Annotated in this window: 12 protein-coding genes; 9 read left to right on the forward strand and 3 right to left on the reverse strand. The window is 71.5% G+C overall.

Features of this window, described 5'->3' with window-relative positions; genetic code table 11:
• The first annotated feature begins 19 nt into the window (after positions 1–19).
• The 5 genes from AC57BS_RS18465 (at position 20) to AC57BS_RS18485 (ending at position 11,313) form a co-directional block, all read left to right on the forward strand.
• Positions 20–1,096, forward strand: coding sequence for a serine hydrolase domain-containing protein (locus AC57BS_RS18465; protein WP_496412912.1), 1,077 nt, complete (start codon positions 20–22; stop codon positions 1,094–1,096).
• A 79-nt stretch (positions 1,097–1,175) separates the two neighbouring features.
• On the forward strand, positions 1,176–2,684 hold the full coding sequence (gene rimO / locus AC57BS_RS18470) for a 30S ribosomal protein S12 methylthiotransferase RimO (RefSeq protein ID WP_496412913.1): 1,509 nt from the start codon (positions 1,176–1,178) through the stop codon (positions 2,682–2,684).
• Positions 2,681–3,304 (forward strand): CDP-diacylglycerol--glycerol-3-phosphate 3-phosphatidyltransferase, encoded by a 624-nt coding sequence (gene pgsA / locus AC57BS_RS18475; protein ID WP_496412914.1) that lies wholly within the window; start codon positions 2,681–2,683, stop codon positions 3,302–3,304. Before rimO ends, pgsA begins: the two co-directional genes overlap by 4 nt.
• A gap of 252 nt (positions 3,305–3,556) precedes the next feature.
• Positions 3,557–8,812 carry an ExeM/NucH family extracellular endonuclease gene (locus AC57BS_RS18480; protein ID WP_496412915.1) on the forward strand — a complete coding sequence of 1,752 codons (5,256 nt, stop codon included), beginning with the start codon at positions 3,557–3,559 and terminating at the stop codon, positions 8,810–8,812.
• 155 nt (positions 8,813–8,967) lie between these two features.
• Complete coding sequence (locus AC57BS_RS18485; RefSeq protein WP_496412916.1) at positions 8,968–11,313, forward strand: bifunctional metallophosphatase/5'-nucleotidase; 2,346 nt, start codon at positions 8,968–8,970, stop codon at positions 11,311–11,313.
• 37 nt (positions 11,314–11,350) lie between these two features.
• Here the strand turns inward: AC57BS_RS18485 and AC57BS_RS18490 are convergent, their stop codons facing one another.
• Positions 11,351–13,117, reverse strand: coding sequence for a glycoside hydrolase family 15 protein (locus AC57BS_RS18490; protein WP_496412917.1), 1,767 nt, complete (start codon positions 13,115–13,117; stop codon positions 11,351–11,353).
• A gap of 18 nt (positions 13,118–13,135) precedes the next feature.
• Between AC57BS_RS18490 and AC57BS_RS18495 the strand changes: the two genes are divergently transcribed.
• Together AC57BS_RS18495 and AC57BS_RS18500 are read left to right on the forward strand one after the other, a co-directional pair.
• Positions 13,136–13,657, forward strand: a complete 522-nt coding sequence (locus AC57BS_RS18495) for a CinA family protein (RefSeq protein WP_496412918.1) — start codon at positions 13,136–13,138, stop codon at positions 13,655–13,657.
• A 57-nt stretch (positions 13,658–13,714) separates the two neighbouring features.
• Positions 13,715–14,026 carry a helix-turn-helix domain-containing protein gene (locus AC57BS_RS18500; RefSeq protein WP_496412919.1) on the forward strand — a complete coding sequence of 104 codons (312 nt, stop codon included), beginning with the start codon at positions 13,715–13,717 and terminating at the stop codon, positions 14,024–14,026.
• Positions 14,027–14,035: 9 nt separating this feature from the next.
• Here AC57BS_RS18500 and AC57BS_RS18505 read toward each other — a convergent pair whose 3' ends face one another.
• Together AC57BS_RS18505 and AC57BS_RS18510 are read right to left on the reverse strand one after the other, a co-directional pair.
• The gene (locus AC57BS_RS18505; protein WP_496412920.1) at positions 14,036–14,827 is read right to left on the reverse strand and encodes a DNA-formamidopyrimidine glycosylase family protein; all 792 of its coding nucleotides are present in this window, start codon (positions 14,825–14,827) and stop codon (positions 14,036–14,038) included.
• Positions 14,820–19,385 (reverse strand): ATP-dependent helicase, encoded by a 4,566-nt coding sequence (locus AC57BS_RS18510; protein WP_496412921.1) that lies wholly within the window; start codon positions 19,383–19,385, stop codon positions 14,820–14,822. The genes AC57BS_RS18505 and AC57BS_RS18510 overlap by 8 nt, the downstream gene beginning before the upstream one ends.
• Positions 19,386–19,589: 204 nt before the next feature.
• Here AC57BS_RS18510 and AC57BS_RS18515 point away from each other — a divergent pair, with 204 nt between their 5' ends.
• Together AC57BS_RS18515 and AC57BS_RS18520 are read left to right on the forward strand one after the other, a co-directional pair.
• Positions 19,590–19,814: a hypothetical protein gene (locus AC57BS_RS18515; RefSeq protein WP_496412922.1), complete on the forward strand. Its 225-nt coding sequence runs from the start codon at positions 19,590–19,592 to the stop codon at positions 19,812–19,814.
• 176 nt (positions 19,815–19,990) lie between these two features.
• A complete protein-coding gene (locus AC57BS_RS18520; protein WP_496412923.1) occupies positions 19,991–20,494 on the forward strand; it encodes a hypothetical protein in 504 nt (167 codons plus the stop codon).
• Positions 20,495–20,543: the final 49 nt, after the last annotated feature.

The raw sequence follows: 20,543 nt of genomic DNA on the forward strand, positions 1-20,543 counted from the left end.
TGTGACATCGTCGTGTCCCGTGGACCCTGACCCGGCGGCGGTGCTCGACGCGCTCGTCGCGTCGGGACGCGACCCGGGCTGCGCGGTGGCGGTCGTGCGCGACGGAGTCGTGGAGGTGGACCACACCGCCGGCACCGCCGACGGCCGTCGGGAGTGGACGTCGGACACCTTGGTGATGACCTACTCGGTCGCCAAGCCGTTCGCGGCACTGGTGGTGCTCGACGTCGTGTCGGAGGGCGCGATCGGGCTGGACGACCCGGTCATGTCGGTGTGGCCGGAGTACGGCGTCGCGGGCAAGGCCGGCACGACCGTCCGGCACCTGCTCTCGCACCAGGCGGGTCTCCCGGCGTTCGGCGAGGACGCGGCCACCGTGGCGTACGACGACCGCGACGCGCTGGTCGACCTCCTCGCACGGTCAGCGCCGGTGCACGAGCCCGGTGCGGGGGTCGCCGAGCACGCCCTGACCTACGGCCACCTCCTCGACGAGGTGGTGCGACGTGCCACGGGCGAGGACCTGGCCGGACGGTTCGCCCGCCTGGCCGAGGCCACCGGCTGGGACCTCCACCTCCGGGTGCCGGAGGACGACCTCGACCGGGTCGCCACGGTGGAGGAGGTGTCGCCCGGCTGGCGGGAGGACTACGAGCGCGACCCGAGGTGGGGGCCCGCACTGGGCCGTCCTCCCGGGCTGCTCGACCCCGCCGTGCTCAACACCGTCCGCTTCCGGCGTACGTCCTTCCCTGCCGTCGCCCTGCACGCGTCTGCCCTGGCGCTCGCGCGCTTCTACGACGACGTACGCCGGCCCGACGGGTGGGTGGCGCAGCGTCTCGGTCAGGAGCTGTGGCGTGCCTTCCTCGCACCGGCCGCGAGCGGGCACGACCTGGTCCTCGACCGGGAGGTCGTGTGGACCCTCGGCTTCCAGCTCGAGGAGGAGGGCGGGCGCCTCGAGGTCGGCATGGGAGGCGCGGGCGGGTGCTCGGCCTGGACCGAGCCGCAAGCCGGCTACGGCGCCGCGTTCGTCAGCCGTGGCCTGGGCCGCCACGACCGCGGCGGAGAGGCGTGGGAGGCCGTCAGGAGCGCGTACGTGCCGAGGTCCTGACCGGGACCGGCGCTGTGCTCGCCCTCACCGCGCCGCCGGTGCGCGTCCGGACCGCCCGAACCGGCATACTCACGGTGCGATGACCACCACCGAACCCGAGACCCACGGCGAGACCGCGACCCCGCTCAACGTCGCCGTCGTCACCCTCGGGTGCGCCCGCAACGAAGTCGACTCCGAGGAGCTCGCCGGACGGCTCGAGGCGGGCGGATTCGTCCTCGTCGACGACGCGGAGGACGCCGACACCGTCGTGGTCAACACGTGCGGGTTCGTCGAGGCGGCCAAGAAGGACTCGGTCGACACCCTGCTCGAGGCAGCGGACCTCAAGGCATCGGCCGGCCACGGCGGCCGGGCGCAGGCCGTCGTCGCCGTCGGCTGCCTCGCGGAGCGCTACGGCAAGGACCTCGCCGAGTCGCTGCCGGAGGCCGACGCGGTGCTCGGCTTCGACGACTACCCCGACATCGCCGCTCGGCTCAGGGCGATCGTGGCGGGGGAGACCCACCACCCGCACACGCCCTCGGACCGGCGTCGCCTGCTCCCGATCTCCCCGGCCGAGCGCGACGCCTCGACCGTGTCCGTCCCGGGCCACGACGTACGCGCGGACGCCAGCGACATCGGCGCGGGTGCGCCCGCCACCGGCCCCCGCGCCGTACGCCGCCGCCTCGACGCCGGGCCGATGGCGCCGCTCAAGCTCGCCAGCGGCTGCGACCGACGCTGCTCGTTCTGCGCGATCCCGAGCTTCCGAGGCTCGTTCGTCAGCCGCCGCCCCAGCGACGTGCTCCAGGAAGGGCAGTGGCTGGCGACCCAGGGCGTCAAGGAGCTGTTCCTCGTCAGCGAGAACTCCACCTCGTACGGCAAGGACCTCGGCGACCTGCGCCTCCTCGAGACGCTGCTGCCCGAGCTGTCCGGGATCGACGGCATCGAGCGCGTACGGGTCTCCTACCTCCAGCCCGCCGAGACCCGGCCCGGCCTGATCGAGGCCATCGCCTCGACCCCCGGCGTCGTGCCCTACTTCGACCTGTCCTTCCAGCACGCGAGCGCCCCGGTGCTGCGCCGGATGCGCCGCTTCGGCGACCCCGAGAGCTTCCTCGGGCTGCTCGAGCAGATCCGCATCCTCGCCCCGCTGGCCGGCGTACGCTCCAACGTCATCGTCGGCTTCCCCGGCGAGACCGAGGACGACCTGCAGACGCTGTGCGACTTCCTGGAGGCCGCCCGGATGGACGTCACCGGCGTCTTCGGCTACTCCGACGAGGACGGCACGGAGGCCGCGGGCTTCGCCGACGACCTCAAGCTCGACGACGACGAGATCCGCGCGCGCACCGAGCACGTGACCACGCTCGTGGAGGAGCTCAACGCCCAGCGGGCCGAGGAGCGGATCGGCGAGCGGGTCGTGGTGCTGGTCGAGTCGATCGAGTCCGCGGACGGCGAGGTCGTCGTCGAGGGCCGCGCGGCCCACCAGGGCCCGGAGGTCGACGGCACGACGCTGCTGACCGGTACGGAAGGGGTGCGCGTCGGCGACCTGCTCGCCGCCACCGTCACCGGCACGGACGGAGTCGACCTGGTCGCACGAGTGGACGGAGACCGAGCATGACCACCGAGCAGCAGCAGGTGTCGAACTTCAACATCGCCAACGTGCTGACCGTGCTGCGCATCGCCATGGTGCCGTTGTTCGGCTGGGCGCTGCTGCACGACGGCGGCGACGACCCGCTGTGGCGCTGGGTCGCGTTCGGCCTGTTCGCCGTCGCGATGATCACCGACAAGATCGACGGCGACCTGGCGCGCAAGCACAACCTGATCACCGACTTCGGCAAGATCGCCGACCCGATCGCCGACAAGGCGATCACCGGCATGGCCTTCATCGGCCTCTCGATCGTCGGCGACATCTGGTGGTGGGTGACGATCGTCGTGCTGCTGCGCGAGTGGAGCGTGACCCTCCTGCGCCTGTCGATCCTCAAGGACGTCGTCATCGCCGCCGCGCAGAGCGGGAAGATCAAGACCGTGCTGCAGGCGCTCGCCCTCGCCGGCCTGCTGTGGCCGCTCCCGCACGGCGACGCCCACGGCGGCGCGTTCGACTTCTGGCCCGGTCCGCTCGGCGAGGTGCTGTTCTACGTCAGCCAGCTCCTGCTGGCCGCAGCCGTGGCGATGACGATGTGGTCGGGCTGGGAGTTCTTCCGCGACGTACGCCGGCAGCGGAGCCACACTCAGGGGTGAAGAGTGTGAGGACTCGACAAGTCGAGCCCTGACATTTCGTCACCACTTGGACGACATCCGTTCCACCGGTACGCCACCAAATGTCGCTGGCGTGGGTGAAGATGCGGGGGCACATCACCCTCACACCCGAACCCCGGAGTAAATATGCGCACACCCGCGCTCCCATCGCCGCGTCGTATCGCGGCTGGAGCGGGTCTGGCCCTCTTGGCCGCCGGACTCACCCCGATCGCCGCGTCTCCTGCGAACGCAGACGTGGCCACGAAGATCGCGACCTTCCCGTACTCACAGGACTGGTCGAACGACTCGCTGATCACGGTCAGCGACGACTGGTCCGGCGTCACGGGCGTCCAGGGCTACCTGGGCCAGGAGCTCACCGCCACGACGGGCGTCGACCCCCAGACCGTGACCGGCGAGAGCGCGGCGGCCGGCGACACCGACGTCACCGCCAACGCGACCGCGACCTCCACCGCCGGCGGAGTCATCGAGGTCCAGGGCAACACCATCGCCATCCAGGGCAGCGGCACTGCTGACGCCCCCTACGTGGCGTTCCACCTCGACCTGACCGGCCAGACCAACGTGTCCTTCGCGTTCAACGCCAAGGACCTGGACGCGTCGGCCGACGACGCGGTCCAGCAGATCGCCGTGCAGTACCGGGTGGGGGCGGCGGGTGCCTTCACGAACATCCCGGCCGGCTACATCGCCGACGCGACGACGGCCGGCAGCGCGACCCAGGTGACGGCGAGGGACGTCGCGCTCCCCGTCGCGGTCGACGACCAGGCCAGTGTCTTCGTCCGGGTCATCACGACCAACGCCCCCAGCAACGACGAGCTGGTCGGCATCGACGACGTCGCGATCAGCGCGGAGGGTGGGACCTCGGCGCTCGCCGTGACCAACCCGGGCCCGCAGAACAGCGTCGTCGGCACCCCGATCGACACCCTGACCCTGACCGCCGGCGGCGGCACGGGTCCGTACACCTTCGGTGCCACGAACCTCCCGGCCGGTCTCTCGCTCGACACCGACTCGGGTGCCATCACGGGTACGCCGACGACTGCCGGCGCACCCACCGTCGAGGTCTCCGTGACGGACGCCGACGCGGCGACCGACACCGAGTCCTTCGTGTGGACCGTGACCGAACCCGCGGCTCCCGTCGCGATCGCGGCGATCCAGGGCACCGGCACCACCACCCCCGTGAGCGGCGACGACGTCGCGACCCAGGGTGTGGTCACCGCGTCCTACCCGACCGGTGGCCTCAACGGCTTCTACATCCAGACCCCGGGTGCGGACACCCCCGACGCCTCCGACGCGGTCTTCGTCTACGGCGGCCCGGGCGGTTTCGCGACCTACCCGGCTGTCGGCGACTCCGTCGAGGTGACCGGCGTCGCCGGTGAGTTCGGTGGCCAGACCCAGATCAACGCGAGCGCAGGTTCGGTGACCCCCGTCGCCGACCTGGGTGACGTCACGCCGAAGACCACCATCCCGGGCACGACGTGCGAGCCGCCGGGCGCCGCCTGCGACACCGTGGCCAACCTGGCCCCGGCCCGCGAGGCGATGGAGGGTGAGCTCCTCGAGCCCACCGCCGACTTCACCGTCACCGACGTCTACGACGGCAGCCCGTTCTGGGCCGGCAACTCCTTCTCCTCCGGCATGTTCGGCGAGATCGGACTCGCGGCCGCGACCAACGCTCCGCTGGTCACGCCGACCGAGCTCTACGACGCGCAGGACGAGAAGACGCTCATCGCCCAGCGCACGGCGTACAACAACGCCCACCGCATCGTCCTCGACGACGGCGCGAGCGCCAACTACGCCGTGACCGGCTCCAACACCGGCCAGCCGTTCCCGTGGCTGACGGCCGACCACTCGGTCCGGGTCGGGGCGGCTGTCACGTTCCCCGAGCCGGTCGTCTTCACCGAGGGCTTCAACACCTGGCGGATCCTGCCCACCACGCGCGTGGTCGGCGAGCCGTCGGCGACGCAGCCGCAGGTCGAGCAGACCCGCGCCGACAACCTGGCTCCCCAGGAGGTCGGTGGCGACGTCAAGCTGGCGACGTTCAACGTGCTGAACTTCTTCCCCACCACGGGTGAGGAGTTCGTCGCCTCCGGTCTCGGCACGTGCACCTACTACCGCGACCGCGACGGCAACAACATCACCAACAACCGCTGCGAGCCCAACGGTCCCCGCGGTGCTGCGAACGAGGCCAACCTCGCGCGGCAGCGCGACAAGATCGTCGCGGCGATCAACACCGTCGGCGCTGACATCGTCTCCCTCGAGGAGCTCGAGAACTCGGCGAAGTTCGGCAAGAACCGCGACTTCGCGATCAACGCGCTGGTCGAGGCGCTCAACGCCGACGCCGGTGCCGGCACGTGGGCGGCCGTCCCGTCGCCCGCGACCCTGCCGCCGCTGGCCGAGCAGGACGTCATCCGCAACGGCTTCATCTACCGGCCCGCGAACGTGCGGCTGGTCGGGGACTCGGTCGTGCTCAGCGACCAGTCGTCGAGCGGTGAGGCCTTCGAGGACGCCCGCGAGCCGCTCGCCCAGGCCTTCAAGCAGGTCGGTACGCCCAACTCGCGCGGGTTCGCGGTGATCGTGAACCACTTCAAGTCCAAGGGCTCCGGAACCCCGGACCCCGACGGTCAGGGCAACGCCAACGACGCCCGCATCCTGCAGGCGGCGGCCCTCGCGACGTTCGCCGACGAGTTCAAGACCGCTCGCGGGATCTCCCGCGTCTTCCTCGCCGGTGACTTCAACGCCTACTCGCAGGAGGACCCGATCCAGGTCCTCGAGGACGCTGGCTACACCAGCCTGGAGTCGTCGAGCAACCCCGACGAGGAGAGCTACAACTTCGACGGCATGGTCGGCTCGCTCGACCACGTCCTGGCCAACGACGCGGCCCTGGCCGACGTCGACGGCGTCGACGTCTGGGACATCAACGCCAGCGAGTCGGTCTACTACGAGTACGCCCGGTTCAACAGCAACGTCACCAACCTCTACACCGACGGCCCGTTCCGGTCCTCCGACCACAACCCGGAGATCATCGGCATCAACACCGCGGGTCTGACCGACGTGCAGATCATCGGCAGCAACGACTACCACGGCCGCCTGGCCGCGGGCCCGCGCCTCGCGGCGTACGTCAAGGCTGCTCGCCAGGCCAACCCCAACACCGTCTTCGCGGCGGCGGGTGACCTCGTGGGTGCCACGACGTTCGAGTCGTTCATCCAGCACGACAAGCCGACGATCGACGTGATGAACGAGGCCGGGCTCGACGTGTCGGCCGTGGGCAACCACGAGTTCGACGCCGGCTACGACGACCTGGTCAACCGGATCATGGCCCCGTACGACGCGGACACCAACCCCGAGGGTGGCGCGGAGTGGCAGTACCTCGGTGCCAACGTGAAGTTCAAGGCCGACGGCTCCGACGCCCTCGAGGGCACCTGGATCCAGGACTTCGGTGACGTCGAGGTCGGGTTCGTCGGTGCTGTCACCGAGGACCTCCCGTCGCTCGTCGCTGCCGACGGCATCGCCGACATCGAGGTGACCGACATCGTCGAGGCCACCAACGAGGCCGCCACCGAGCTCAAGGGCGCGGGAGCCGACGTCGTCGTGCTGCTCGTCCACGAGGGCGCGGGCGGCACCTCGTACGCCTCGGCGACCACGCCGGGCACCGCGTTCGGTGACATCGTCAACGGCGTCAGCCCCGACGTGGACGCGATCGTCTCCGGTCACACCCACCTGGCCTACAACCACTCGGTCCCGGTCCCCGCATGGGTGGCCGAGGAGCGCGCGGTGACCGAGCGCCCCGTCGTCTCGGCCGGCCAGTACGGCGAGAACCTCAACAAGCTGGTCTTCACCGTCGACAACGCCACCGGCGAGGTCCAGGCGAAGACCCAGGAGATCGTCCCGTTCGCCAGCTTCCCGGCCACGGGCGACGCAGCGACGCAGGCGATCGTCAACGACGCCAACGCCAAGGCAGCCGTGCTCGGCGCTCAGCCGCTCGGCAAGATCGAGGCCGGCTTCTCGCGCGCCAAGTTCGTCGGTGGCGCCGAGAACCGCGGTGGCGAGTCGACGCTGAACAACCTCGTCGCCGAGGTCCAGCGCTGGTCGACCGACGCCGAGATCGCCTTCATGAACCCGGGCGGCCTCCGCGCGGACATGCCGGGCACCGGCACGGACTACCCGCGCACGGTGACGTACAAGAACGCTGCCGACGTGCAGCCGTTCGCCAACACGATCCTGACGATGGGCCTGACCGGCTCCTCGATCAAGAAGGTGCTGGAGCAGCAGTGGCAGCGGACGGCGGGCGGCACCGTGCCGTCGCGTCCCTTCCTGAAGCTCGGCGTGTCCAACGGGTTCGAGTACACCTACGACCCGACGCGGGCCGAGGGCGACCGGATCACGGGCATGTGGCTCGACGGAGAGGCGATCGACGCCGGCACCACCTACCAGGTGGCTGCCAACGCGTTCCTCGCCTCTGGCACCGGAGACAACTTCTTCGCGTTCTCCGAGGCCACCGGCAAGCGTGACTCCGGCAAGGTCGACCTGTCGGCGATGGTGGACTACATGGCCACCTTCGCCACCGAGGCCGACCCGCTCGGCGTGGACTACTCGCAGCGTGCCGTCGGCGTCGCCGGTGTGGCGAACGAGTACGCACCGGGCCAGACGGTGACGGTGAACCTGACGTCGCTCGCCATGACCGGCGTCGGCGACCTGCAGGACACCGAGGTCGAGGCCACCTTCAACGGCCAGTCCATCGGCGAGTTCGCTGTCGACAACACCGCCAACCCGGCCGGTGACGCCAACAGCAACGACGAGGCGGGCAAGGCGACGGTGACGTTTACCGTTCCTGCGGGCACGGCCTCCGGGACGTACGACTTGGTCGTCACCGGCGCCACCACCGGCACCAGCACCACGATCGCGGTGCCGGTCAAGGCGGCGGTCCAGGAGCCCGTGAAGGCCGACACGACGGTCACCGGCACGGCCGCCCCGATCACGTACGGCACCGCGGGGTCCGTGACGGTGAAGGTCGCCCCCGCGGCTGCCACCGGCACCGTGGCGGTCTCGAAGGGCAACGTCGTCCTGGGCTCGGTCGTGCTGGCCTCCGGCCAGGGCACGGTCACGCTCCCGGCGAAGTCGCTGCCGGTCGGTTCGCACGTCCTCACGCTCACCTACTCCGGCGACACCGGCCACAAGCCGTCGACCGGATCGGTGACCGTGGTGGTCGTCAAGGCCGAGGCCATCCTCACGGCCAAGGTGAAGCCGAAGCGCGTGGTGGTCGACAAGACCCGTGCGCGGGTCGTCGTCACCGTCGCCGCTGAGGGCTACGTCCCGACCGGTCGCGTGAAGGTGCGGGTCGCGGGCAAGACCTACCGGGCCAAGCTCGTCGACGGCAAGGCTGTGATCAAGCTGAAGACGTTCGAGAAGCCGCGCGTCTACACGGCGAAGGTCCGCTACCTCGGCGACGACAACACCGAGTCCGCGAGGACCGCGGTCAAGATCAGGGTGAAGCGCCGCTGACGCGACGCTGATCCCGGTCCACGAGGACGGCCCGGCCATCCCTTCGGGGGTGGCCGGGTCGTTCCGTTGATTTTCCGGCGTTCTTCCGGTCTGGGGGCAAAGAATGTCGGGTTAGGGTGATGCGTCTCACTCACCCTGAACGGAAGGCCACCCTCGTGCCAGCATCACGAACCGGTCGCAGATTCGCGCTGGCGACGAGCCTGACGGGGCTGCTCGCAGCGCCGCTCGCCGTCGTCACCGCGGCGGCACCCGCCCACGCGGCGCCCGTCGAGATCCAGATCCTCGGCACCAACGACTTCCACGGTCGTCTCCTCCCGAACGGCGACGAGGCCGGCGCGGCACAGTTCGCCGGGGCTGTCGCGCAGCTCGAGTCGACCAACCCGAACACCGTCTTCGCCGCGGCCGGTGACCTCATCGGCGCGTCGACGTTCGAGTCCTTCATTCAGCACGACAAGCCCACGCTCGACGCCCTCAACAGAGCCGGACTCGACGTCTCGGCCGCCGGCAACCACGAGTTCGACGCCGGCTACAACGACCTGGTCAACCGGGTGATGAAGCCGGAGTCCGCGTCCAACCCCGAGGGCGGGGCGAAGTGGCAGTACATCGCGGCCAACGTCCACAAGAAGTCCGACGACAGCTATGCGCTGCCGGACGTGACCGCCACGACCCCCGACGCCACCGACGTCTCCAACGGCGGCACGTGGATGACCACCACCGCGGGTGGCGTCAAGGTCGGTTTCGTCGGGGCCGTCACGGAGGACCTCCCGTCCCTCGTGAGCCCGACCGGCATCGCCGACCTCAGCGTCCAGCCCATCGTGCGGGAGGTCAATGAGGGCGCGACCCAGCTGAAGAGCGCAGGCGCCGATGTCGTGATCATGCTGGTGCACGAGGGAGCCGCGACGACCAGCATCTCGTCGCTGAGCGACGGATCGGCCTTCGCGCAGATCGTCGCCGGGGTCAGCCCTGACGTGAAGGCCATCATCTCGGGCCACACCCACCTGGCCTACAACCACACCGACCCCAACGCCGACACGCTGGGTCGTCCCGTGGTGTCGGCCGGGCAGTACGGCACGAACCTCAACCGGCTGGTCATGAGCGTCGACCCGGTCACCGACGCGGTGTCCGTGGTGAGCCAGGAGATCGTCAAGGCCAAGGACGTCGTCCTCAGCGCCCCCGCAGCCACCTCGGCGTTCAACGACGTCAAGGCCATCGTGGACGCGGCCGTGGCCAAGTCCGACGTGCTTGGAGCCGTGGAGCTGGGCAAGCTGGGCGGTCCCTTCCGCCGTGCCTACCTCGCCAACGGCACCACCGAGAACCGTGGTGGCGAGTCCACGCTCGGCAACCTCGTCGCCGAGGTGCAGCGCTGGGCGACCAGCACGCCCGAGGCCGGGACCGCGCAGATCGCCTTCATGAACCCCGGTGGACTGCGCCAGGACATGGTCGGCAACAACGCCGCCGGATACCCGGCGACGCTGACCTACAAGCAGGCGGCCGTGGTCCAGCCCTTCGCCAACACGCTGGTCAACATGAAGATGACCGGAGCGCAGATCAAGACGGTGCTCGAGCAGCAGTGGCAGCGTGACGACAAGGGAGCGGTCCCGTCCCGCCCGTTCCTGCGCCTCGGTACCTCCGAGGGCTTCTTCGCCACCTACGACGCGAGCCGACCCGAGGGCAACCGCGTCACCAGCATGTGGCTCAACGGCAAGGCGATCGAGCCGGCCACGGCGTACTCGGTGACGGTCAACTCCTTCCTCGCCGGCGGCGGTGACAACTTCCGCGGCTTCACCGCCGGCACGGCCAAGCGCGACACGGGCAAGGTCGACCTGCAGGCGATGGTCGACTACATGGCCGCCAAGGCGAAGACGACGCCGCTCCCGGTCAGCTTCAAGCAGCACTTCGTGGGCGTCACGTGGCCGGCCACGGCGCCGCGCTTCTACCGCCTCGGCCAGGACGTCAAGCTGTCGCTGTCGTCCCTCGCGATGACAGCTCCGGGTGACGCCAAGGACGCGCTGCTCAACATCAAGGTCGGCGAGAAGCCCCTCGCTCCGACTCCGGTCGACAACACGGTCGGCACCGCGCCGTTCGACGACTACGGCAAGAGCGCGGTCTCGGTGAAGCTCAAGGGCAAGACCCGCACCGGCAAGCAGCTGATGACCTTCACCGGCCCGACCACCGGCACCTCGTTCTCGCTGCCGATCGACGTACGCAAGGCCAAGGGCATCCTCAAGGTCCGCACCAAGCCCGGACGCATCGTCAGGGGCGAGACCCGCACCCGCGTGAAGATCAAGGCCTCGGCGCTCGGCATCAGCGCCGTGACCGGCAAGGTCATCGTGAAGGCCGGCGGCAAGAAGTACACCGTCAAGCTCAAGAAGGGCAAGGCGTTCGTCCGCCTCGCGAAGTTCGCCAAGGCGGGCAAGAAGCGGATCGTGGTGAAGTACGCCGGCAGCCGCAAGGTGCGCAGCACCAAGGAGGTCATCAGGATCAGGGTGCGTCGCAACTGACCCCGTGACCGTGTGAGCCTCGCGGCCCTCGTCCTGCTCAGCGCAGGGCGAGGGCCGCTTGCACGAGGGCGAGGTGGCTGAACGCCTGAGGGAAGTTGCCGGCCATCCGACCGTGCCGGGCGTCGTACTCCTCCGACAGCAGGCCGACGTCGTTGGCCAAGCCGCACAGCCGGTTCATCAGCTCGTGCGCCTCGTCGCGGCGACCGGCCGCCGCCAGCGCGGACACCAGCCAGAACGAGCACGCCAGGAACGGGTGCTCGTCACCGGCGAGGCCGTCGACGCCGGTCTCCGTGCGGTAGCGCAGGAGCAGGCCGTCGGAGTCGAGGTCGGCCATCACGGCCTTGATCGTGCCGAGCACGCGCGGGTCGTCTCCGGGCAGGAACCCGACGAGCGGGATGGTGAGCAGCGAGGCGTCGACCGCCGCCGTGTCGTAGTGCTGGGTGAACGTCTGGCGCTCCTCGTCGAAGCCCTTGTCGAGGATCTCCTCCCGCACCCGGTCGCGCAGGTCGCGCCACCGCTCGACCGGTCCGTCGAGCCCGTGCTCCTCGACGGCTCGCACCGCCCGGTCGAACGCGACCCACACCATCACGCGGGAGTGGGTGAAGTGCCGCTGCGGCCCGCGGATCTCCCACAGGCCGTTGTCGGGCTCGTCCCAGTGCTCGGCGAGCTCGTCGACGAGCGCCCGCTGCAACGCCCACGAGTTGTGCGTCTCGTGCAGTCCCGCGGTGCGGGCGAGCTCGAGGGCGATCATCACCTCGCCGAGCACGTCGTTCTGCCGCTGCGACACGGCGCCGTTGCCGATGCGCACCGGCCTGCTGTCGGCATACCCGGGCAGGTGCGGCAGCTCGCGCTCGGGCAGCCGGCGCCCGCCGTCCACGGTGTACATGATCTGGAGGTCTGCCGGGTCGCCGGCCACTGCGCGCAGCAGCCAGCTGCGCCACTCCAGCGCCTCGCTGTCGTAGCCGGCGCCCAGGAGGGACTCGAGGGTGAGCGCGGCATCGCGCAGCCAGCAGAACCGGTAGTCCCAGTTGCGCTCGCCGCCGAAGTCCTCGGGCAGCGACGTCGTGGGGGCGGCGACGATGCCTCCCGTCTCGGCGTGTGTCATCAGCAACAGCGTCACCAGGCTGCGTCGCACGAGGTCGGCGTGCGGGACGTCCTCGGGTGCGCGGGCGGACCACGCCCTCTGCCGGTCGGTCGTCGCGTCGATGCGCCCGTCGAAGCACAGCGGCACGGGCACGTCGCGCCACGAGCGGACCCATGTCATGGAGAACGTCGCCTCCTCGCCGGCCGCCAGGTCGAACTCCTCGGTGTGGTGGCCGTGGTGGCCGTGCGGCAGGTGCGGGCCGCGGAGCACGAACTTGTCCGGCCCCGCGACCGCGACCACCACCTCGTCACCGTGCGCTTGCTCGCGGCTCACCCACGGGCGCACCCGCCCGTAGTCGGTGCGCACCACCCAGTCGTGCCGGATGCGCACGGTCCCGCGGGTGCAGGTCAGGCGGCGTACGACGTCCGCACGGCCGTCGCCGGTCGGCATCACGTCGAGCAGCACCACCTCGCCGTCGGCGGTGGTGAAGGTCGTCTCGAGCAGCGCGGTGCCGTCGACGTACCTGCGCCGCGTCGCCACCACCTCGTCGGCCGGGGCGAGCAGCCACCGTCCGTGCTCCTCGGTGCCGAGCAGGGCGGCGAAGCAGGCGGAGGAGTCGAAGCGCGGCAGGCACAGCCAGTCGATCGACCCGTCCTTCCCGACCAGGGCTGCCGTGCCGCGGTCGCCGATCAGGGCGTAGTCCTCGATGGGGAGAGCCATGCGGCTAGTGTCGCCGACATGTGGTCACGAGGTGTCGAGCCGACGGCGGAGGGCGTCCTCGAGGCGCTGGCCGGGCGCGACGAGACGCTGGCGACAGCCGAGTCGCTGACCGGTGGTCTGCTCGCGGCCCGGCTCACCGACGTGCCGGGCGCCTCCCGCAGCTTCCTGGGGGGTGTGGTGTCGTACGCCACCCGCGTCAAGGTCGCCCTGCTCGACGTGCCGGCCGAAGTGGTGGAGCGCCACGGCGTCGTCTCGCAGGAGTGTGCGGTCGCGATGGCGCAGGGCGTACGCACGCGTCTCGACGCCACGTGGGGCCTCGCGACGACCGGCGTCGCCGGTCCCGACGAGCAGGACGGCCACCCGGTCGGCACCGTCTGGATCGCCGTCGCCGGCCCGTCGGGCGTCGCGTCCCGGCTGCTCGCGCTGACCGGGGACCGGCTGGCGATCCGGCAGGCGACGTGCGACGCCGTCCTGTCGGACCTGGCGGCCGGACTGGGCGATGTCGAGGTCTTCCACCGGGAAGAAGGAGCCCTCGGGTAGCGTTGGGCCAGACGGCTTCCCCTCGCAACGGATCTCCCGAGAGTAAGGACCTCGCGCATGGTGCTCTTCCGACGACTGCTCGGTGACGTGCTGCGCAGCGCCCGGATGCAGCGCGGGATGACCCTCCGCGAGCTGTCGGCCGAGGCGCGCGTGAGCCTGGGCTACATCTCCGAGATCGAGCGCGGCCAGAAGGAAGCGTCCTCCGAGCTGCTCGCGTCGCTGTGCCAGGCGATGGACCTGCCGCTGTCCGACGTGCTGCGCGACGTCGCCGACGCGGTGGCCCTCGAGGAGGCCGCGATGGAGGTCGTGGCGAGCACGCCGATCACGGCCGGGCGTCCGTCGGCAGACGTCGTGGCCTCCGCCGCCTGACGTCCTGCCTCACCGCTCCGGCTGGCAGCTGGGGCACCAGTACGCCGCGCGCTCGCGCCCCGGCTCGCCGAGCATCGTCACCGCCACGGGGGTCCGGCAGCGGCGGCACGGCGACTTGTCGCGGCGGTAGACCCACATCCGCTCGCGCTCGCGCAGGTCGCCGGTGGTCGATTGGATGGCTCGCTCCTTGTTGACCTCGAGCATCTGCCGGCCGCGCCGCACCAGCCGGGCGAGCTGCTCGACCGTCGAGATCGGGCTGGCCGGGTGGACGCCCATCGTGAAGCACAGCTCGGCCATGTACATGTTGCCGATGCCGGCGAGGTTGCGCTGGTCGAGCAGCGCCTGGCCGATCGGACGCGCCGGCTCCGCGCGCAGGTTGGCCAGGGCCCGGTCCTCGTCCCAGTCGGGTCCCAGCAGGTCCGGGCCCAGGTGGGCGACCAGGTCGGCCTCGTGGTCGCGTGGCACGAGCTCGACGATGCCGAGCTGGAAGCCGACTGCCTTGCGGCCCTCGATGCCCAGCACCAGCCGGGCCTGGGTGTCGGGGCGCCGCCACCGCTCGCCCTCGGGGTAGACGTGCCACGAGCCCTCCATCTTGAGGTGGGTGTGGATCGTCCAGGCGCGCTCGTGGTCGATGCGGGTGAGGATGTGCTTGCCGCGGGAGAGAGAGCGGATGACGGTGCCCTCGCGCAGGTCGACCGTCGCGAGTGCGGGCACGCGGAAGTCGGTCAGCGTGAGTCGGTGGCCGGTGAGCGCGCGGTCGAGCTTGGCCGCTGCTCGATAGACGGTGTCGCCCTCAGGCACGCAACCTCAGTCCCTTCGGTGTCGCCACGAAGCCGGCTGCGGTGAGCGCGAGCCGGATCGGGGTCTCGCCGCCGCTGCCGATCAGTGCCTGCCCGTCCGCCTTCTCGACGGTGAGCCGGCCCAGCGCCCCGCGGCGGGCCGCGTCGGCCAGGGCGGCCATGGCAGGGGTGAGCACGTCGAGGTCCTCGCTCCAGGTGAGGAGGGTGCGGCCACCGCGCTCGACGTAGACCGTCAGCGCGCCGTCGACCAGCACCACGAGGGCACCCGCCTTGCGGCCCGGGCGGTGCCCCGTGCGCTCGGGGTCGCCGGCGTCGGGCCAGGGCAGTGCGGCACCGAAGACGCTGGCCGGGTCGGTGGCGGCGAGCGCGACCACGGACGGCTTCGTGCCGGGCTTGCCGCTCTCGGGCTCGGCGAAGGTGCGCAGCCGGTCGATGGCCCCGGCGCTGCCGAACTGTGCGGCGCCGAGGCCCTCGATGAAGTAGCCGCGCCGGCACCGGCCGGTGTCCTCGAAGGCGCTGAGCACCTTGTAGACCCCCGCGAAGCCGCCGGCGACGCGCTCGCTGACGACGGCGCCGCGGGTGACGACTCCGTGCCGCTCGAGGAGGTGCTCGGCGCGGGCGTGGGCGCGTCGGGTCGGGTCGCCGTCGCGCTCGGGCAGCAGGGCCCAGCGGCCCGCGGTCTCGGGCGGCCCGGTGCGGGCGGGCATCCGGCCCCGGGTGGTGCTGCCGAGCCGAGGGGGCGTACGCCGGGTGCGGTGCGAGGGCGTGCCGCTGCGGACGAGCGCCCGGAGGGGCGCGAGGGTGTCGTTGGTGACGAGGCCCTTCCAGACCAGCTCCCACAGCGCCGCACTGAGGTCGGCGTCGCTGGTGGCGCCGACCCGGTCGGCGAGCTGGCGGAAGAACCACGCGCCGCCGCCGTCGAGCAGGTCGAGCACCGCGCGCTGGAGGCCGTCGGGCTCGTCGCCCTCGACCTCGGGGAGGGTGAGGTGTGCCTGGTCGGCGAGGTGGAGGCTGACCCAGCCGTCGCTGCCGGGCAGCGGGGCGTGGCCGGTCCAGATGACCTCGCCGGAGGCGGTGAGCTCGTCGAGCATCGAGGGTTCGTAGTCGCGGACGCGGGCGGCGAGGACCAGCGGCTCGAGGGCGCTGGCCGGGACCGGGCAACCGGCCAGCTGGTCGACCGCGGCGACGACGCCGTCGAGTCCGCGCAGGGACCCGCCGACGCGCTGCCAGGCGGGCAGGAAGCGGGCGACGGCGTCGTGGCCGACCGGCTCGATCTCCTGGCGCAGCCGGGCGAGCGAGCGGCGGCGCAGCTTGCGCAGCACCTCGGCGTCGCACCACTCGGTGCCCGCGCCGGACGGCCGGAACTCGCCGTCGAGGACCCGGCCGCGGTGCGCGAGCCGCTGGAGGGTCTGCCGCGCGACGGCCTCGCCGAGCCCGAGCCGGGTGGCGACCTCGGCTGTCGTGAACGGGCCGTGGCTGCGGGCGTAGCGGGAGACCAGGTCGCCGAGCGGGTCCTCGGGCAGCTGGAGGAAGGCGTCGGGCGTGCCGACGGGGACGGGGACGCCGAGCCCGTCGCGCAGTCGCCCGATGTCCTCGATCGCGCTCCAGCGGTCGTCGCCGGCCATGCGTACGGGGGCGACGCGCCGGTCGAGGGAGGCCAGCCAGCCCTCGACGTCGGCGCCGTCGACCGACCGTGCGCGGATCTCCTCGACCGAGAGCGGTCCGACCAGGCGCAGCAGGTCGGCGACGGCCTCGGCGTTGCGGGCGCGGCGGTCGGGGGCGAGCCACTGGAGCTCGGCCTCGACCTCGGTGAGCACCTCGGGGTCGAGCAGCTCCCGCAGCTCGGCGCGGCCGAGCAGCTCGGCGAGGAGCCCCTGGTCGAGGGAGAGCGCGGCGGCGCGGCGCTCGGCGATCGGGGAGTCGCCCTCGTAGACGAACTGCGCGACGTAGCCGAAGAGCAGGCTGCGGGCGAAGGGGCTCGGCTGGGTGGTGGCGACGTCGACGACGGTGACCTCGCGGCGCTGCACGCGGCCGAGCAGGGCCACGAGGGCCGGCAGGTCGTAGACGTCCTGGAGGCACTCGCGCACCGCCTCGAGCACGATGGGGAAGGCGGGGTACTGGGACGCGACCTCGAGGAGCTGGGCGCTGCGCTGGCGCTGCTGCCACAGCGGGCTGCGCCGGCCGGGGTCGCGGCGGGGGAGCAGCAGGGCGCGGGCGGCGCACTCGCGGAAGCGGCTGGCGAAGAGCGCCGACCCGCCGACCTCCTGGGTGACGAGCTGCTCGATCTCCTCGGGCTCGAAGACGATGACCTCGCCGGTGGGCGGCTCGGCGTCGGTGTCGGGGATGCGGATGACGATGCCGTCGTCGGAGGCGACGGCCTGCCCGTCGACGTCGAACCGCTCGCGCAGGCGGGCGTTGATCGCCAGCGCCCACGGCGCGTGGACGGGCGTGCCGTAGGGGGAGTGGACGACCAGTCGCCAGTCACCGAGCTCGTCGCGGAAGCGCTCGACGACGACCTGTGTGTCGTTGGGCACGACCTGCGTGGCCTCGCGCTGCTCGCCGAGGTAGGTGACGAGGTTGGTGGCTGCGTACTCGTCGAGGCCGCGCTCCCGGACCTCGGCGATGGCCTTGTGCGGGGGCTTGCTCGCCAGCTCGCGGGTGAACGCGCCGACCGCGGCACCGAGCTCGGCCGGACGGCCGAGGGAGTCGCCCTTCCAGAACGGCAGGCGGCCGGGGATGCCGGGTGCGGGGGTGACGAGGACGCGGTCGTGGGTGATGTCCTCGATGCGCCAGCTGGTGGCGCCGAGGGCGAAGACGTCGCCCACCCGCGACTCGTAGACCATCTCCTCGTCGAGCTCGCCGACGCGGCTGGCCTTCTCGCCGACGAGGAACACGCCGAACAGGCCGCGGTCGGGGATGGTGCCGCCGCTGGTGACGGCGAGGCGCTGGGCGCCCGGGCGGCCGGTGAGCGTACCGGTGACGCGGTCCCACACGATGCGCGGACGCAGCTCGGCGAACTCGTCGCTGGGGTAGCGCCCGCTCAGCAGGTCCAGGGTGGCGTCGTAGGCGGAGCGGGGGAGCTGGGTGTAGGAGGCGGAGCGGGTGACGAGGGAGAAGAGCTCGTCGACGTCCCACTCCTCCATCGCCAGCGCGGCCACGACCTGCTGGGCGAGGACGTCGAGGGGGTTGGCGGGGATCGACATCTTCTCGATGGCGCCGGAACGCATCCGCTCCACCGAGACGGCCGTCTGCGCGAGGTCGCCGCGGTGCTTGGGGAACAGCACGCCGCGGCTCACCTCCCCGACCTGGTGGCCGGCACGGCCGACGCGCTGGAGGGCGCTGGCGACGCTGGGCGGCGACTCGATCTGGATCACGAGGTCGACCGAGCCCATGTCGATGCCGAGCTCGAGGCTGCTGGTGGCGACGACACAAGGGAGGCGGCCGCGCTTGAGGTCGTCCTCGATGATCGCCCGCTGCTCCTTGGAGACCGAGCCGTGGTGGGCCTTGGCGATGGTCGCATCGGCGCCCGAGCTCTGCCCCGACTGCGCCATGACCTGGGCCGGCGGCTTGCCGGCACCCTCGGTGGTCGAGGTGCGAGCGGAGCGAGCCTCGAGACCGTCCACGCCGTCCGCCGCCCGCGCCGCCGCCCGCTCGCCCGCGATCTCGTTGAGCCGTGCGGTGAGCCGCTCGGCGAGGCGGCGGGAGTTGGCGAAGACGATGGTCGAGCGGTGCTGCTCGACGAGGTCGACGACGTGCTCCTCGACGTGGGGCCAGATGCTGGTCGACCGGCCCGGGTCGCCGGACTCCTCGTCGTACTCCTCGGGCATCGTCATGTCCTCGACGGGCACGACGACGCGCAGGTCCCACTCCTTGGTGCTGGGCGGGGCGACGACCTCGACCGGCTGGGTGCCGCCGAGGAACCGGGCGACCTCCTCGAGGGGGCGTACGGTCGCGCTGAGGCCGATGCGCTGCGCCGGCGCGTCGAGCAGGTGGTCGAGCCGTTCGAGGCTGATGCCGAGGTGGGCACCGCGCTTGGTGCCGGCCACGGCGTGCACCTCGTCGATGATCACCGTGTCGATGCCGCGCAGGGTCTCGCGCGCCTGGCTGGTGAGCATGAGGAACAGCGACTCGGGCGTGGTGATGAGGATGTCGGGCGGGGTGGTGCCGAGCTTGCGACGGTCGGCCGGGCTGGTGTCGCCGGAGCGCAGGCCGACGGTCACGTCGGGGACGGTGGCCTCGAGCCGCTCGGCGGTGTTGCGGATGCCGGTGAGCGGGGCCCGCAGGTTGCGCTCGACGTCGACGCCGAGCGCCTTGAGCGGGGAGATGTAGAGGACGCGGGTGCGCCTGGACTTGTCGTCGGGTCGCTCGGTGCTGAGCAGGCGGTCGATCGCGTGGAGGAAGGCGCTCAGCGTCTTGCCGCTGCCGGTGGGAGCGACGACGAGCGCGTTCTTGCCGGCGGCGATGGCGTCCCACGCCCCCTCCTGCGCCGGCGTGGGGCTCGCGAACGACGCCTCGAACCACGCGCGCGTGGGCGCGCTGAAGCGGTCGAGGGCGGTCATGCCCTGCAGTCTGTCATCCGGGTCCGACACCGACCCCGCCCCGAAGGCGGGACCCTCGCCCTCACGTCCGCCTGCTGAACCGGACGCTGCCGTCAGGAGGCCGCGCATGGACGAACCCGCTGTCGTGGAGGCCGTACGCCACCAAATCAGGCATGTTCAGCGCGCCGACCGTCCGCGACGGCCCGCCGGGTGCACCCTGAATGGATGACAGCGTTCGCCCTCGACGAGACAGCCACGGTCATCCGTGAGCTGGCCCTCGCCGCGGACGCTTTCGCCGTACGCGCCCGGGAGCAGGAGGCCTGCCGCGACCGTGCGCAGCCGGGCACCGCCGTGCAGCACCGACACGCGCACTCGGCGACCCTCTGGCGCCAGGCAGAGAAGAGCCTCAGGGTGCGGATCGGTGAGCTGGCGGTGGAGTCGGTGGGATAGGCGCCCCAACCGCCGCTCATCGGCGCAGCGCTCAACCGTGATTTGGACGTCGTTGTACGCGCGGACTAGCCCGACTGGCGAATGACCGCGATGTTCGGCAAGGTGCCAAGAAGGTCGCTCGGTCAGGTACGGCGAACCGCGTCGCTCCAGTTGCCCCTCGGCTGATGGAGGAAGTCATGCGCACGAAGATTCGACGAGTGGCGATGTCCGGGATGCTGATGGGCGGGCTGCTCGGGACAGGACTGATGGCCCCGGCAAGCGCGGCGGGGACGACGCAGATCGGTGGTGACGCCGGCTACGACACGACGGTGTGTGACTCACCGCCGGCAGGGTTCACGAGCTATCCGGGGCTGCGGCTGACCGGGTCACTGGAGGGCTGCCTGTACACCGGGGTCGTGGACTCCAGGCAGACGCCGTCCGGAGGCTGGATCGAGAGCGGCCACGAGATGTTCGTCGGGTCGCTGAACGGTGGTGCGACGGGGACGTTCACGACCAACTACCGGTTCCAGGGCAAGTACGAGTCCGACTTCACTGTCGAGATCCACGGACGCTGCCAGCACCCGATCGCGGAAGGCTCCGGGACCGGCGGCTTCGAAGGAGCGACAGGACGCCTCGACTTCAAGGACATCATCGGCGACACGGTGACCTACGTGTATCGCGGTCACATCGATCTCGGCTGAGTCCGTAGCAGGCTGGGTGCGTCGCTCGACCTGGGCAAGGGCTGCGTCG

The organism is Nocardioides sp. BGA-UO-ETr-FS32 (assembly GCF_059567905.1).

What these genes read in the sequence shown, in the direction of transcription:
- rimO (WP_496412913.1), top strand. Translation starts at nt 1,176, where the DNA reads ATGACCACCACCGAACCCGAGACCCACGGCGAGACCGCGACCCCGCTC.
- AC57BS_RS18500 (WP_496412919.1), top strand. Translation starts at nt 13,715, where the DNA reads ATGGTGCTCTTCCGACGACTGCTCGGTGACGTGCTGCGCAGCGCCCGG.
- pgsA (WP_496412914.1), top strand. Translation starts at nt 2,681, where the DNA reads ATGACCACCGAGCAGCAGCAGGTGTCGAACTTCAACATCGCCAACGTG.
- AC57BS_RS18510 (WP_496412921.1), bottom strand. Translation starts at nt 19,385, where the DNA reads ATGACCGCCCTCGACCGCTTCAGCGCGCCCACGCGCGCGTGGTTCGAG.
- AC57BS_RS18520 (WP_496412923.1), top strand. Translation starts at nt 19,991, where the DNA reads ATGCGCACGAAGATTCGACGAGTGGCGATGTCCGGGATGCTGATGGGC.
- AC57BS_RS18490 (WP_496412917.1), bottom strand. Translation starts at nt 13,117, where the DNA reads ATGGCTCTCCCCATCGAGGACTACGCCCTGATCGGCGACCGCGGCACG.
- AC57BS_RS18515 (WP_496412922.1), top strand. Translation starts at nt 19,590, where the DNA reads ATGACAGCGTTCGCCCTCGACGAGACAGCCACGGTCATCCGTGAGCTG.
- AC57BS_RS18495 (WP_496412918.1), top strand. Translation starts at nt 13,136, where the DNA reads ATGTGGTCACGAGGTGTCGAGCCGACGGCGGAGGGCGTCCTCGAGGCG.